Here is a 12,821-nt window from a genome sequence, read left to right on the forward strand (position 1 = left end):
TACCGGGGAGGATAAAAGCCCCCTCTCCCCATCCGCGCCGAAATTTGCTAGGCGCGCGCCATGCTCAATCTGAACAGCATCACCGTGCGCCTGGGCGGCCGCACGATCCTCGACGGTGCATCCGCCGCACTCCCCCCCGGCAGCCGCGTCGGCCTGATCGGTCGTAACGGCGCTGGCAAGTCCACGCTCGTCCGCGTGATCGCGGGCCAGCTGGAGGCGGATGACGGCGCCTGCGAAATGCCCAAGGGCGCCAAGCTCGGCTATATCGCGCAGGAAGCGCCCGACGGCACCGCCACTCCGTTCGAGACGGTGCTGGCCGCCGATATCGAGCGCGCCGAGTTGATGGAGCGCAGCGAAACCGAGAGCGATCCGGAAAAGCTGGGCGACATCTATGAGCGGTTGATCGCGATCGACGCCTATACCGCGCCCGCCCGCGCCTCCAGCATCCTTCAGGGCCTGGGCTTCGACGAGGCGATGCAGGGACGTCCGCTATCCAGCTATTCGGGCGGGTGGAAGATGCGCGTCGCGCTCGCCGCGCTGCTGTTCTCCGCCCCCGACGTGCTGCTGCTCGACGAACCGTCGAACCACCTCGACCTCGAAGCGGTGATGTGGCTGGAGGATTTCCTCAAATCCTATCGCGCGACGATCCTGCTGGTCAGCCATGAGCGCGACTTCCTGAACAATGTCGTCGACCACATCCTGCACCTTCAGGGCGGCAAGGTGACGCTCTATCCGGGCGGCTATGATTCGTTCGAGCGCCAGCGCGCCGAGCGGATGGCGCAGCTCGCCGCCGCCAAGGCGAATCAGGAGGCGCAGCGCGCCAAGCTGCAGGACTATATCGCCCGCAACTCGGCCCGCGCCTCGACCGCCAAGCAGGCGCAGAGCCGCGCCAAGATGCTGTCCAAGATGCAGCCGATCGCCGAGATGGCGAACGATCCGTCGCTGTCCTTCGACTTCCCCGATCCCGACCAGCTGCGCCCGCCGCTGATCACGCTGGACCTGGCGAGCGTGGGCTATGCCGAGACGCCGATCCTGAAGCGGCTGAACCTGCGCATCGACCCGGACGACCGGATCGCGCTGCTGGGCCGCAACGGCAACGGCAAGACGACGCTCGCCCGCCTTCTCGCCGCGCAGCTGACGCCGATGGAAGGCGATATGAACTCGTCGGGCAAGATGCGGGTCGGCTATTTCACCCAGTATCAGGTCGAGGAACTCGACACCGACGACACAGCCCTGGAGCATATGACGCGCATCATGCGTGGCGCGAGCCCTGCAGCGGTGCGCGCGCAGCTGGGCCGGTTCGGCTTTTCGGGCGACAAGGCGACGACCAAGGTCGGCAAGCTGTCGGGCGGCGAACGCGCGCGACTGGCACTGGCGCTGATCACCCGCGACGCGCCGCACATGCTCATCCTCGACGAACCGACCAACCACCTCGACGTCGATGCGCGCGAGGCGCTGGTCCAGGCGCTCAACATGTACAAGGGCACGGTCGTGCTGGTCAGCCATGATCGCCACATGCTGGAGATGACGGCGGACCGGCTGGTGCTGGTCGACAACGGCACCGCGAAGGAATTCGACGGCTCGCTGGACGATTACATCGCCTTTGTCCTGAAGGGCGATGCGGGCCAGGGCGACGCCGCGTCGAAGGCGGACCGGGCGGCGAACAAGAAGGCCTCGGCCGAGCAGCGCGAACGCTTCAACGCGATGAAGAAGACGCTGCGCGGCATCGAGGACGAGATGGCCAAGCTGACCCGCGAGCGCGACGCGCTGGACAAGGCGATGAACGACCCCGCGGCGGCCGAACCGCGCCATGCCAAGCTGTCGATGGGCGAGTTGAACAAGCGCCGCGCGGAGGTGGTCGACAAGCTGGCCGAGGCCGAGACGCGCTGGATGGAAGCGGGCGAGGCGATGGAGGCGGCGTGATCCGCCGCCTCTGGGCGAATTCGGCGCGGGCGAGCTTATCCCTCAAAACCCACTTGTTCCCCGGCGAAGGCCGGGGTCCAGTTTCTATAACGCAGGTGGTGCGCTAACCACCGCGTGGGAGGCCATCGCCCGCACACCGCACCTGGACCCCGGCCTTCGCCGGGGTACGCACGATATTTAGGCTTCGGTCTCTTCCGAACCCTCTGCGGCATCCTCACCATCGGCCGGGGTCTCGATCCAGGCCTCGACCTCGCCGTTCAGCTTCAGGGTCAGCGGGCGGCCATGGCGGTCGACCTTCTTGCCCAGCGCGACGCGGATCCAGCCTTCGGAAATGCAATATTCCTCGACGTCGCGGCGCTCATTGCCCTTGAAGCGGATGCCGACCCCACGCGAGAGGAGGTCCTGGTCGAAATAGGGGCTGTCCGGGTTGGTGGACAGGCGATCGGGAACGGTATCGGTCATGCTCCTGGCCTTAACGCCGACTCGGGGGCGCTGCCAAGCAGGGGCTCCAAGAAAAACGGCGCCGGGATCGCTCCCGACGCCGCCAGGGGCCTTAGTTACAGACCCGCACCTGCACATTGCGGCCCCAATAAGGGTCCCAGCGCCAGTCGGTCCAGCAGCGTGGCGCATAGCTGCGATACTCATATTGATACACCGGCGGCGGGGGCGGCGGCGCGTAATAGGGGTCATAGCCCCGGTTGTAATAATAGCCGCGATCGACATAGCGCGGCTGGTTGCTGCTCGCGATGGCCGCGCCGATGCCCAGGCCGACGATGCCGCCGATCAGCGCGCCTGCGGCCGCATCGCCGCGATCGCGGTGATAATAGCCGCCATAGCCGCCACCCCAGCCACGGCCCCAACGCTGCGCCTCGGCCGGAGCCGCCGCCGTCAGCGCGGTGGCGCCCAAGGCGAGGCCCAGTCCCAGTTTCTTCCAAACTCCGTTCATACCGAACCTCCGATACTGATACGCCCGGTCCGCTGATCGCAAAACGCGCAGGCGGCGTCCGTGTTGCCTTCCCTGCCACTATCGGGCTGAATGGACACGGAATGTGGCGTTTAGGCGCGGTTCAGGAGGAAAAGCGGAGATGGCATACTGGCTGCTGAAGTCGGAGCCGGAAAGCTATGGCTGGGACGATCTGGTCCGTGACGGGCGGGCCGAATGGGACGGCGTGCGCAACGCCGCCGCCGCCGGGCATCTGCGGGCGATGCAGCCGGGGGACTCGGCGCTTCTCTATCACAGCGGCAAGGACAAGGCCGCGGTGGGCATCGCGACGATCTCCCGCGCCGCCAGGGCCGATGGCGATGACGGACGCTGGGTCTCGGTCGAGATCACCCCTGACCGTCCGCTGCCCCGCCCCGTCACGCTGGCCGCGATGAAGGCCGAGACGAGGCTCACCGCCTTGCCGATGCTGCGTCAGTCGCGGCTGTCGGTGTCGCCGGTGGGCGAAGCGGAATGGGCCGTGTTGATGGGGATTGCAGGACTCTGAACGTCCTCCCCGGTACGGGGAGGTGGCAGCGCGTAGCGCTGACGGAGGGGGGCTTCCACAAAGGCCACCCCTTGCGGCACGCCCCCTCCACCATCCTGCGGATGGTCCCCCTCCCCGTCCCGGGGAGGATCACCCCATGCGATAGGCGTAATCCGCCGCCTCCTGCACCTGCTCGGGCGTCGGGCGGACGCCGGTATAGAGCACGAACTGTTCGAGCGCCTGGATGGTCGCCACCTGGGTGCCGGTGATCACCCGCTTGCCCAGCCCCCGCGCGGTGGACAGGAAGCACGTCTCGGGCGGATATTGCACCACGTCGAAGGCGATGTCGGCGCGTTCGATCATCGCCTCCGGGAAGGCGAGCTGGTCCTCATTGCCCCCGGTCATGCCGATCGGCGTGACGTTGATCAGCAGCGGCGCACCCTCGTCCGGTTCCGCCGACCAGCCGAACCCGTAAAGCCCCGCCAATTGGCGTCCCAGCGGTTCGTTGCGCGCGACGATGGTGCCCTTGGCGAAACCCGAGTCGCGCAAGGCCGCCGCCACCGCCTTCGCCATCCCGCCCGATCCGCGCAGGACGAACGGCGTGGCGGGATCGAGATCGGCGATCAGTTCGACGACGGCGGCATAGTCGGTATTGTAGCCGGTCAGCCGCCCGTCGTCGTTGACGATGGTGTTCACGCTGTCGATCGCCGCCGCCGACCCGGCCAGCCCGTCGAGCATCGGGATCACCGCTTCCTTGAACGGCATCGAGATCGCGCACCCCCGGATGTTCAGCGCCCGGATTCCGCCGACCGCCGCCGCCAGATCGGCTGTGCTGAACGACTTGTAGACATAGTCGAGCCCAGTCAGCTCATAGAGCCGGTTGTGGAACCGCGACCCGAAATTGCCGGGCCGCGCCGACAGCGACATGCACAGCCGCGTGTTGCGACCGATGGGAGGTTTGCTGGTCATGTCACGGGTTTAGCGGAGTGTTGTGGTGAGCGCATCCCTTGGCCTTATACCCGCATCTCTCCCGCGATCACCCGAACCAGTTCCGCTGCGGGCAGGGCACGGGCGAGAGGCGTGCCCTGCCCCGCCCATTGGGCGCCGTAACCGCCCTCACCCCGCGCCTTCGCGGCGGCGTTCAAGGCCTTCCCCGCATCATAGGCGATCGGATAATCCGGCACCGCCGCCGTCAGAGTCTCACCCAGCGCGGTGAAATGATTGGGCAAGCACCGTGCCGGACGCCCCGAAATCGCGCGGGTCATCACCGTATGCGCGGCCCCCTCGCCCATCAGGGCGGCGCGGTACGCCGCATCCGCCGCGCTTTCGGGACAGGCGATGAAGGCCGTCCCCAGTTGCGCCGCTACCGCCCCCAGCGCGAGGACAGCCGACACCCCCGCCCCGTCCATCACCCCGCCCGCCGCGATCACGGGCAACCGTGTCCGCATCGCCAGCAATCGGGTCAGCGCCAGCGTCCCCGACTGATCATCCGCCGCGTCCGGATCGAAAACCCCGCGATGCCCGCCCGCCTCATAGCCTTGTGCGACCAGCATATCGATCCCGGCACGCTCGGCGGCCTGCGCCTCGGTCAGCGAGGTCACGCTCGCCAGCAACAGGCATCCCGCCTGTTTCAGCGCGGCGATGCGCGGACCGTCGGGCAGGCCGAAGTGAAAGCTTACCACCGCCGGTCTCGTCTCGACCAGCAGCGCCAGCATCGCATCGTCCTGCGCGAAGCTCTGATAGATGGTGCGCAGCGCGCCTGGCGGCTCGGCGTCGAACGCGGCGAAGGCGGGACGAAGCGCCTCGCACCAGGCCGTCTCGCGCAACGGATCGGGCGCGGGCGGGGCATGGACGAAGAGGTTGACGTTGAACGGCCGCTCGGTCCGCTGGCGCGTTTCGGCGATCATCCGGGCGGCCGCATCGGCATCACCCGCGCCGAGGGCGATTCCGCCCAGACCGCCGCCCGCATTCACCGCCGCCGCCATGGCGGGGGTCGACACCCCCGCCATCGGCGCCTGCAGGATCGGAACGTCGAGGGTCAGCCGATCCCGCGCATCGGTATCAGCGCGGGGCCTTGGCACCTTCCACCGCGGCTTGCGGATCGACCGAGGGCGCGCCCCTGGCAGGCGTGCCGGTATTGGCGATCGATCCGGTGTCGGCGCGCGGATCCTCCTCGACCTTGTTGACCGCCGCGTCCGCGCCATTGGCGGGGGCATCGCCCGCCGCCGGTTCCGCGTTGGCGGCCGGGGCCGCCGGGAGCGGCAGGTTCGATCCCTGCTGGTTGAGGTACAGGATCACGTTCGCGCGGTCCTGCGGATTGGAAAGTCCGGCAAAGGTCATCTTGGTGCCGGGCGCGAACTTGCGCGGCGACGTCAGCCACGCGTTCATCTTGTCCCAGTCCCATTTGCCGCCGACCGCCTTCAACGCGTCGGAGAAGGCGAATCCCGCCTTACCCTGTGCGATCGCCTCGCCCATGGTGGCATAGAGATTGGGGCCGATGCCGTTCGCGCCACCCTGGTTGATGGTGTGGCACGCGGCGCATTTCTTGAAGACTTCGGCGCCCTTGGCCGCGTCGGCGGTGGGCAGCAACGAGGCGATCGGCACCTCGGCGGCACCGCCGCCCGCGCCTTCGGCCTCCACGCCCTCGATCGCATAGCCCATTTTTTCGGGGCGCTCTTCGTGGAAGATCATGCCGCCGACGATCGAAAGGCCCAATGCCGTGCCTGCCGCACCCAGCACCCATCCCGCGATCGTATTGGTCTTTAGGTCCATCGCGTTTCGCTGCCCCGCCAATATCTCTCCTGAACGCGGACCTTAGGTGCGGCTTTCGCGAACGGCAAGTTCTGCTTCCCTTGTCGCCTGCCTTGATCGTGCCGCGTGCCCGCTCTACGCCGCTGCGCCATGGAGAATTACGCCGCCCCCGCCCGCCCCATCGTCGCAGGCATGACCGCCGCCGCCCTGGCCGAGCCGGCCCGCGCCGTCGCCTTTCAGGGCGCGCCGGGCGCCAACAGCCATGTCGCCGCGACCGAGGTGTTTCCGGACGGCCTGCCGCTCCCCTGTTTCGATTTCGCCGACGCGCTGGACGCGGTGAAGAGCGGCAAGGCCGACCGCGCGATCATTCCCATCGAGAATTCGCTGCACGGGCGGGTGGCCGACATCCATTTCCTGCTGCCCGAATCCGGGCTGGTCATCGTGGGTGAGCATTTCCTGTCGATCCGCCACGCGCTGATGGCGACGGGCGGGCGCGACGGGCTGGTCGAGGCGATGAGCCATCCTCAGGCGCTGGGCCAGTGCCGCCACTGGCTGCGCGCGCACGGCATCCGCCCGATCGCCTATGCCGATACGGCGGGCGCGGCGGCGCGGGTGGCGGAGATGAACGATCCCCGCGTCGCCGCCCTCGCCCCGCCCCGCGCCGCCGAGCTGTACGGCCTGAACCTGCTGGCCGAGGATATTTCGGACGCCGACAGCAACATGACCCGCTTCGTCGTGCTGGCCCGTGGCGGCCAGCCGCCGGTCGGGGATGGGCCGTGGATGACCAGCCTGATCTTCGAAGTGAAGAACATTCCCGCTGCTTTGTACAAGGCGATGGGCGGTTTCGCGACCAACGGCGTCAACATGACCAAGCTGGAAAGCTATCAGCGCGGCGGCAGCTTTGCCGCGACGGAATTCTATTGCGACGTGGTCGGGCGCCCGGGCGAAGCCGCGTTCGACCGGGCGATCGAGGAACTGGGCTTCCACAGCAAATGGGTGCGGATGCTGGGCACCTACGCTCAGGCGCGGCAGCGGGGCTGAATATGAAAACTCCTCCCCTGCAAGGGGAGGTGGCGCGCGCAGCGTGACGGAGGGGTGTCCCGCTCTCGAGAGGGCGACACCCCTCCACCAGCTTCGCTGGTTCCCCTCCCCTTACAGGGGAGGAATCATTGGGCCGCCCACGCCTCCAGCAGCGTATGCGCAATCGCGTAGGACGGCGGCACACCGAAACGCGATCCGTCCCCGGCCAGCGCCGCACGCACCTCGTCGCGCGAAACCCAGATTGCGTCCTCCAACTCGGTCGTGTCGATGGTCAGCCGGTCATCCACCGCCTCCGCCACACAGGCGATCATCAGCGACGACGGGAACGGCCAGGGCTGGCTGGCGATATAGCGGACGTGTCGAACCCGCACGCCCGCTTCCTCGAACAGCTCGCGCGCCACCGCTTCCTCGATCGATTCGCCCGGTTCCAGAAACCCCGCCAGCGCCGAATAGCGCCCCGGCGGAAAGGCGGGCTGTCGGCCCAGCAGCGCACGGCCGTCATGCTCCGCGATCATGATGACGACCGGGTCGACGCGCGGGAAATGCTCGGTCCCGCATGCGGGGCAATGCCGCCCCCAGCCAGCCCGGAACGGCGCGGTCGCCGCCCCGCATTTGGCGCAAAAGCCGTGCCGCGCATGCCAGTCGAGCACCGAGCGCGCCGCCGCATAGGTCGCCGCCTCGCCCGCCTCCAGCGCATGGAGCGCCGCGATCATCTCGAACGACCGGTCGACCGCCGCTTCTCCGGTCAACCGCGCGAAATGCGGCACCCCATGCTCGATGCCGAGCAGCACATGGTCCTCGGGGGCCGCATCCGCATCGATGGCGGTCCAGCCCAGCCGTCCGTCCTCCATCACCGGCTGATAGTCGTTCAGCACCAGCAGCCGCGCCGCCGGATCGGCCAGCGCCGCCGCGAAACCCGCCGGATCGTGGCGCAGCGGGTCGGCACGATCCAGCCGTCCGCCGGTAAATCCCAGGGTCGTCACTTCGCCATCCGCCCCAGATCCTTGTAAAGCGCCGTCGCCAGATCGCTGCGCAACGGATAGCGGTCGGCGGGGAAGTAATTGACCATCACCGTGCCCCGCACATGCCGGGTCGGATCGACATAGGCGATGGTGCCCGCCGCCCCGCCCCAGCCATAGGTGCCCTTGCCCGGGCCGCCCGGCGTATCGGCCAGCGTCACCGATCCGCCCGCGCCATAACCCGTCGGCACCTCGCCCCCGCTGCCGCCGCTCGCCCCCGTCACCGAGCCATAGGTGACGCCTGCGGGCAGCAGGTTGGACATGGCCAGCCGAACCGTTTCCGGCTTCATCACCCGGACGCCGTCGACCTGGCCCTCATTCTGGAGCATCTGGAGGAAGCGGTCATAATCGCGCGCCGACATGACCAGCCCCGCGCCGCCATAGGGAAAGCTGGGGGCCAAGCGAAAGACCGAGGTCGCCGCCGGGTCCACCGGCACCATCCGGTCGCCCAGAAAGGTATAGTTGGTGACCAGCCGGTTCGCCGCCGAAGCGGGCACCTGCCAATAGCTGCTGTTCATCTTCAAGGGCGTGAAGAGACGGGTCTGGACGAACCGCTCGAACGGCATGCCCGACACCTTCTCGACCACCGCCGCCAGCACGTCGAGGCCCATCGAATAGCTCCAGCGGGTGCCCGGCTCGGCGATCAGCGGCGCGGTGGCGGCGCGCTCGGCGAATTGCTGGAGGGTCGCTGGGCGGGTCGGTCGGACCTTGGCCTCGACCTGCGCATTGGCGGCGAAGGGCACCAGACCCAGCCGCTCATATTCGCGGAGCAGCGGCCCCTTGGCGGTGAAGCTGTACCCCAGCCCCGCCGTGTGGGTCATCAGTTCGCGGATGGTGATCGGCTTGGTCGCCGGACGGCTGTCGAGCGAGGCCTGCGGATTGGTGAGCACCCGCATATTCTTATAGGCCGGATAGATATCGGACAGCGGCTGGTCGAGCTTCAGCCTGCCCTCCTCGACCAGGATCATCGCGGCCATGGCGGTGATCGGCTTGGTCATCGAATAGACCCGCCACAGCGTATCCGGAGTGGCGGCGGGCGCGTTCGGCCCGATCGCGGTCCGGCCTGCGGCCACGAACATCGGCGGTCGTCCCGGCAGCCCGATCGCGGCCACGATGCCGGGCATCTTGCCCGACCGGACATAGGTGTCGAACAGCGCCTGGGTGGCGGGCAGCGCGCTCGTGGCTTGCGCCCTCGGGGCCTGCGCCACCTGCGCGGGGGCGGCGGCACCCAGCAAGGCCAGCATCGCCCCGCTTGTCATCATCACTCGACGAATCATTGATATCAGACCCTTTTCAACAGATCGGCTGCCCGCGCGAACAAGGTGGGCAGCCCTGCGGTTCCCAGATCGACGATCGGCCACCATTCGCCCACGCTCGAATCGTCCGGCTCGCCATCGGTGCGGGCCAGCGCCAGTTCGAGTTCGAAATGGGTGAAGCCATGCACGACCGTCTCGTTCAGCATCGTCCACGGCCCCTGCCCCGGCGCATCGGCCAGCCCCGGCCGCTCATCGACCCAGGGCCCGGTCGGCAGCGCGCGCATACCGCCCAGCATCCCCTTGTCCGGGCGGCGGACCAGCCAGACGCGGCCCTCATGCTCGATCCAGAAGACGGTGCCGTGACGATAGGGCCGCGCCTTTTTGGGCGCCTTTGCGGGCAGCGTCTCGGCCATCCCCTCCGCCCTCGCCCTGCAATCCACCGCGATCGGGCACAGCAGGCATTGCGGCTTCTTCACCGTGCAGACGGAAGAACCCAGATCCATCATCGCCTGCGCGAAATCACCCGCGCGCGTGTCGGGCGTAATCCGGTCTGTGGCCTCGCGGATCGCGGGCCGCGCGGCGGGCAGCGGGGTCGTGATGGCGAACAGCCGGGCGACGACCCGCTCGACATTGGCGTCGACGACCACCGCTCGCTCGCCGAACGCGATCGCCGCCACCGCCGCCGCCGTATAGGCCCCCAGCCCCGGCAGCGCGCGCAAGCCCGCCTCGGTCTGGGGAAAGCGCCCGCCATGCTCGGCGACCACCGCCCGCGCGGCCTTCACCAGATTGCGGGCACGGGCATAATAGCCCAGCCCCGCCCAGGCGGCCATGATGTCCTCGTCCGACGCCGCCGCCAGGCTGGCGACATCGGGCCAGCGCGCCACCCAGGCGGTGAAGCGGGGCGTGACCGCCGCCACCGTCGTCTGTTGCAGCATCACCTCGGACAGCCAGACGCGATAGGGGTCGGGCACCTCCCCCGGACGGCTGCGCCAAGGCAGTTCGCGGGCGTGCCGGTCATACCAGGCGAGCAGCCGGGCGGCGGGGCCGCCGTCCAAGGGGGCGGGCGATGATGAATGCTTGGCGTCCACCCGCCCGCTATGGCATGGGGACGGATATGAGCAAGCGCGTCCGCGCCCCCCAGGAGCCGCCCCCCCGTTCCAACCGCCCCCGCGCGGTATCCGAACTGCTGCCCGCCATCGGCGGCGCGGCCTTTCGCCGCTTCGGTTTCGTCCAAAGCGCGATCGTCAGCCGCTGGCCCGATATCGTCGGCCCGCGCCTGTCGACCGCCAGCGCGCCCGAATCGATTCGCTTTCCGCAGGGCGAGAAGCAGAACGGCGTGCTGACGCTGGTCGTGCGCGGTGCCCACGCGCCGATGATGCAGCATATCGCGCCCGAGATCATCGAGCGGGTGAACCGTTTCTTCGGCTATCCGGCGGTCGCCCGGCTCCAGATCCGGCAGGGCGAATTGCCCATGGCCGCCCCCCGCCGCGCCGCGCCGCCCAAGCCGCAGCCGGTGCCGCCGGAGATGGGCGACGGCTTGCGCCAGATCGCCGATCCGGAGCTTCGTGCCGTGCTCGAATCGCTTGCCGCGGGCGTCGCTGCGACGCGCGGCCTTCCCAAGGTGTCGTGATGCGTCTTTTCCTGTCGCTGGCCGCGCTCGGCCTCGCTGTCTCCGCCGGTTCGGCCCAGGCCGCCCAGGCCCAGCGCAAGGGTGTGAACTGGGCGAGCCATGTCACCCAGACGCCCGCCGGGGCCTATGTGATCGGCAATCCGGCGGCGCGGGTGAAGCTGGTCGAATATGTCAGCTATACCTGTCCGCATTGCGCCGTCTTCACCACCGAATCAGCGCCGGTGCTGAAAGGACAGATGGTCCGGTCGGGCTCGACCAGCATCGAGATCCGCCATTTCATCCGCGACCGGCTGGACCTGGCCGCTGCCCTCATCGCGCGCTGCGGCGGGGCGGCCAGGTTCGCCGGGCTGAGCGACACGATCTTCGCGCAGCAGCGCGACTGGTTGAAGCGCGGCATGGAGTTCGACCAGGCTAATGGCCAGCGGATCGCCGCCTATCCCGCCGCCGCCCAGATGCGGGCGGAAGCGGACGGATCGGGGCTGACCGTGATCGGCAAGAGCGCCGGGCTGAGCGATGCGCAGATCACCGCCTGCCTGTCGGACCGCGCCGCCACCGACCGGATCGTCGCGATGACCACCGCCGCCCCCGACTCGATCGAGGGCACGCCCGGCTTCTTCATCAACGGCAAACAGGCCATGGGCGTGTTTTCCTGGGACAAACTGCTGCCGCTGTTGCGCGCAGGCGGCGCCCGCTAAATCCTTCTTTTCCTTCGGAGCATATGTCGATGAAGTCTCGTCTCCTCCTCCTCGCCCTTCCGCTGGCGCTGGCTGCCTGCGGTGGCGGCAATGGCGACGCCAACGGCAGCGCCCCCGCCGCGTCGCCGCTGCCCGCGGTCGCTGCACCTGCGGGCCAGGACTGGACCCAGGTCGTCAGCAAGACCGCCGAGGGTTATGTGATGGGCAACCCCAACGCGCCCATCAAGCTGGTCGAATATGGCTCGCGCCTGTGCCCGGCCTGCGGCGCGTTCGCGCGTGAGGGCTATGAGCCGCTGACGAACAACTACGTCAAGTCGGGCAAGGTCAGCTGGGAATTCCGCGAGTTCCTGATCCACGGCGCGCCCGATCTTCCCCCGGCGCTGCTCGGCATCTGCGCGGGCGAGGCGACCTTCTTCCCGGTGCTGGAACAGATGTACCAGTCGCAGCAGGGCTTCAACGACAAGCTCCAGGCGATGAGCCCGGCGATGCAGCAGCAGTTGCAGACCGCCAAGCCGGTCGACGTCATCAAGGCGCTGGCCGACCAGATGGATCTGGTCAACTTCGTCAAGCAGCGCGGCATCCCCGAAGCCAAGGCGCGCCAGTGCCTGAGCGACATGACGCAGATCGACCGCCTGACCAAGCAGACCCAGGATCGCGGCGCCGACGGGACCGTGACGGGCACCCCGACCTTCATCCTGAACGGCAAGCCGCTGAAGGGCGCGGTCAGCTGGTCGGACGTGCAGGCGGCGCTGAAGAACGCGGGCGCCTAAGCGGCTCGGGTTTTCGGGTTACGGGAAAGGCGGTCGGGCGAAGGTCCGGCCGCCTTTTTTCATGCCCCCTTTCGTACCCCGGCGAAGGCCGGGGCCCAGTTGCGATGTGGCCGATGGCGCGCGCGGCGATGCGGGGGAGGCCATTGGGATATGTCCGATGTGCTTTCCCACCATGTCCGGCACCAGCTGAAGCACACCGCAACTGGACCCCGGCCTTCGCCGGGGTATGGGACCTCCCTCCCCTCATCCGTTCGCACTGAGCGAAGTCGA

General features: G+C 68.5%; 14 protein-coding genes. 6 read left to right on the forward strand and 8 right to left on the reverse strand.

The genetic code is table 11. The features are described from left to right. The first annotated feature begins 60 nt into the window (after positions 1–60). Positions 61–1,923 (forward strand): ABC-F family ATP-binding cassette domain-containing protein, encoded by a 1,863-nt coding sequence (locus ACQR50_RS13940; protein ID WP_428968768.1) that lies wholly within the window; start codon positions 61–63, stop codon positions 1,921–1,923. 177 nt (positions 1,924–2,100) lie between these two features. Here ACQR50_RS13940 and ACQR50_RS13945 read toward each other — a convergent pair whose 3' ends face one another. Both ACQR50_RS13945 and ACQR50_RS13950 read right to left on the reverse strand, forming a co-directional pair. Continuing rightward, complete coding sequence (locus ACQR50_RS13945; RefSeq protein WP_428968769.1) at positions 2,101–2,385, reverse strand: DUF3297 family protein; 285 nt, start codon at positions 2,383–2,385, stop codon at positions 2,101–2,103. 91 nt (positions 2,386–2,476) lie between these two features. After that, a complete protein-coding gene (locus ACQR50_RS13950) occupies positions 2,477–2,869 on the reverse strand; it encodes a hypothetical protein (RefSeq protein ID WP_056431605.1) in 393 nt (130 codons plus the stop codon). 139 nt (positions 2,870–3,008) lie between these two features. On the opposite strand from ACQR50_RS13950, the gene ACQR50_RS13955 reads away from it, so the two are divergent. Further along, on the forward strand, positions 3,009–3,410 hold the full coding sequence (locus ACQR50_RS13955; RefSeq protein WP_428968770.1) for an EVE domain-containing protein: 402 nt from the start codon (positions 3,009–3,011) through the stop codon (positions 3,408–3,410). A 129-nt stretch (positions 3,411–3,539) separates the two neighbouring features. Here the strand turns inward: ACQR50_RS13955 and ACQR50_RS13960 are convergent, their stop codons facing one another. The 3 genes from ACQR50_RS13960 to ACQR50_RS13970 are packed head-to-tail and all read right to left on the reverse strand — an operon-like array spanning position 3,540 to position 6,161. Then, the gene (locus ACQR50_RS13960; protein ID WP_428968771.1) at positions 3,540–4,358 is read right to left on the reverse strand and encodes a shikimate 5-dehydrogenase; all 819 of its coding nucleotides are present in this window, start codon (positions 4,356–4,358) and stop codon (positions 3,540–3,542) included. 44 nt (positions 4,359–4,402) lie between these two features. Next, positions 4,403–5,398, reverse strand: coding sequence for an NAD(P)H-dependent flavin oxidoreductase (locus ACQR50_RS13965; protein WP_428970706.1), 996 nt, complete (start codon positions 5,396–5,398; stop codon positions 4,403–4,405). A gap of 52 nt (positions 5,399–5,450) precedes the next feature. Further along, on the reverse strand, positions 5,451–6,161 hold the full coding sequence (locus ACQR50_RS13970) for a c-type cytochrome (protein WP_428968772.1): 711 nt from the start codon (positions 6,159–6,161) through the stop codon (positions 5,451–5,453). A gap of 129 nt (positions 6,162–6,290) precedes the next feature. On the opposite strand from ACQR50_RS13970, the gene ACQR50_RS13975 reads away from it, so the two are divergent. After that, complete coding sequence (locus ACQR50_RS13975) at positions 6,291–7,181, forward strand: prephenate dehydratase (RefSeq protein WP_428970707.1); 891 nt, start codon at positions 6,291–6,293, stop codon at positions 7,179–7,181. Between the two features lie 125 nt (positions 7,182–7,306). On the opposite strand, the gene nudC is transcribed toward ACQR50_RS13975, so the two are convergent. From nudC to mutY, 3 genes are read right to left on the reverse strand one after another with little or no spacing between them, the layout of a single operon-like run. Next, entirely contained in the window at positions 7,307–8,164 is an 858-nt protein-coding gene (nudC, locus tag ACQR50_RS13980) for an NAD(+) diphosphatase (protein ID WP_428968773.1), read from the reverse strand. Beyond that, positions 8,161–9,459 carry a serine hydrolase domain-containing protein gene (locus ACQR50_RS13985; protein ID WP_428970708.1) on the reverse strand — a complete coding sequence of 433 codons (1,299 nt, stop codon included), beginning with the start codon at positions 9,457–9,459 and terminating at the stop codon, positions 8,161–8,163. The genes nudC and ACQR50_RS13985 overlap by 4 nt, the downstream gene beginning before the upstream one ends. Before the next feature lie 23 nt (positions 9,460–9,482). After that, positions 9,483–10,544 (reverse strand): A/G-specific adenine glycosylase, encoded by a 1,062-nt coding sequence (mutY, locus tag ACQR50_RS13990; RefSeq protein WP_428968774.1) that lies wholly within the window; start codon positions 10,542–10,544, stop codon positions 9,483–9,485. Between the two features lie 26 nt (positions 10,545–10,570). Here mutY and ACQR50_RS13995 point away from each other — a divergent pair, with 26 nt between their 5' ends. The 3 genes from ACQR50_RS13995 to ACQR50_RS14005 are packed head-to-tail and all read left to right on the forward strand — an operon-like array spanning position 10,571 to position 12,551. After that, entirely contained in the window at positions 10,571–11,086 is a 516-nt protein-coding gene (locus ACQR50_RS13995) for a DUF721 domain-containing protein (protein WP_156361024.1), read from the forward strand. Next, complete coding sequence (locus ACQR50_RS14000; protein WP_428968775.1) at positions 11,086–11,781, forward strand: thioredoxin domain-containing protein; 696 nt, start codon at positions 11,086–11,088, stop codon at positions 11,779–11,781. The genes ACQR50_RS13995 and ACQR50_RS14000 overlap by 1 nt, the downstream gene beginning before the upstream one ends. Before the next feature lie 29 nt (positions 11,782–11,810). Further along, the gene (locus ACQR50_RS14005) at positions 11,811–12,551 is read left to right on the forward strand and encodes a DsbA family protein (RefSeq protein ID WP_184105953.1); all 741 of its coding nucleotides are present in this window, start codon (positions 11,811–11,813) and stop codon (positions 12,549–12,551) included. The last annotated feature ends 270 nt before the right edge of the window (positions 12,552–12,821 follow it).

This window comes from Sphingomonas sp. Xoc002 (assembly GCF_050408055.1).
In the GTDB taxonomy this organism is placed as follows: domain Bacteria; phylum Pseudomonadota; class Alphaproteobacteria; order Sphingomonadales; family Sphingomonadaceae; genus Sphingomonas; species Sphingomonas yabuuchiae.

Excerpts from the sequence above, each read along its gene's own strand:
- ACQR50_RS13940 (WP_428968768.1), top strand. The coding sequence starts at position 61 with ATGCTCAATCTGAACAGCATCACCGTGCGCCTGGGCGGCCGCACGATC.
- ACQR50_RS13945 (WP_428968769.1), bottom strand. The coding sequence starts at position 2,385 with ATGACCGATACCGTTCCCGATCGCCTGTCCACCAACCCGGACAGCCCC.
- ACQR50_RS13950 (WP_056431605.1), bottom strand. The coding sequence starts at position 2,869 with ATGAACGGAGTTTGGAAGAAACTGGGACTGGGCCTCGCCTTGGGCGCC.
- ACQR50_RS13955 (WP_428968770.1), top strand. The coding sequence starts at position 3,009 with ATGGCATACTGGCTGCTGAAGTCGGAGCCGGAAAGCTATGGCTGGGAC.
- ACQR50_RS13960 (WP_428968771.1), bottom strand. The coding sequence starts at position 4,358 with ATGACCAGCAAACCTCCCATCGGTCGCAACACGCGGCTGTGCATGTCG.
- ACQR50_RS13965 (WP_428970706.1), bottom strand. The coding sequence starts at position 5,398 with ATGGCGGGGGTGTCGACCCCCGCCATGGCGGCGGCGGTGAATGCGGGC.
- ACQR50_RS13970 (WP_428968772.1), bottom strand. The coding sequence starts at position 6,161 with ATGGACCTAAAGACCAATACGATCGCGGGATGGGTGCTGGGTGCGGCA.
- ACQR50_RS13975 (WP_428970707.1), top strand. The coding sequence starts at position 6,291 with ATGGAGAATTACGCCGCCCCCGCCCGCCCCATCGTCGCAGGCATGACC.
- ACQR50_RS13985 (WP_428970708.1), bottom strand. The coding sequence starts at position 9,459 with ATGACAAGCGGGGCGATGCTGGCCTTGCTGGGTGCCGCCGCCCCCGCG.
- ACQR50_RS13995 (WP_156361024.1), top strand. The coding sequence starts at position 10,571 with ATGAGCAAGCGCGTCCGCGCCCCCCAGGAGCCGCCCCCCCGTTCCAAC.
- ACQR50_RS14000 (WP_428968775.1), top strand. The coding sequence starts at position 11,086 with ATGCGTCTTTTCCTGTCGCTGGCCGCGCTCGGCCTCGCTGTCTCCGCC.
- ACQR50_RS14005 (WP_184105953.1), top strand. The coding sequence starts at position 11,811 with ATGAAGTCTCGTCTCCTCCTCCTCGCCCTTCCGCTGGCGCTGGCTGCC.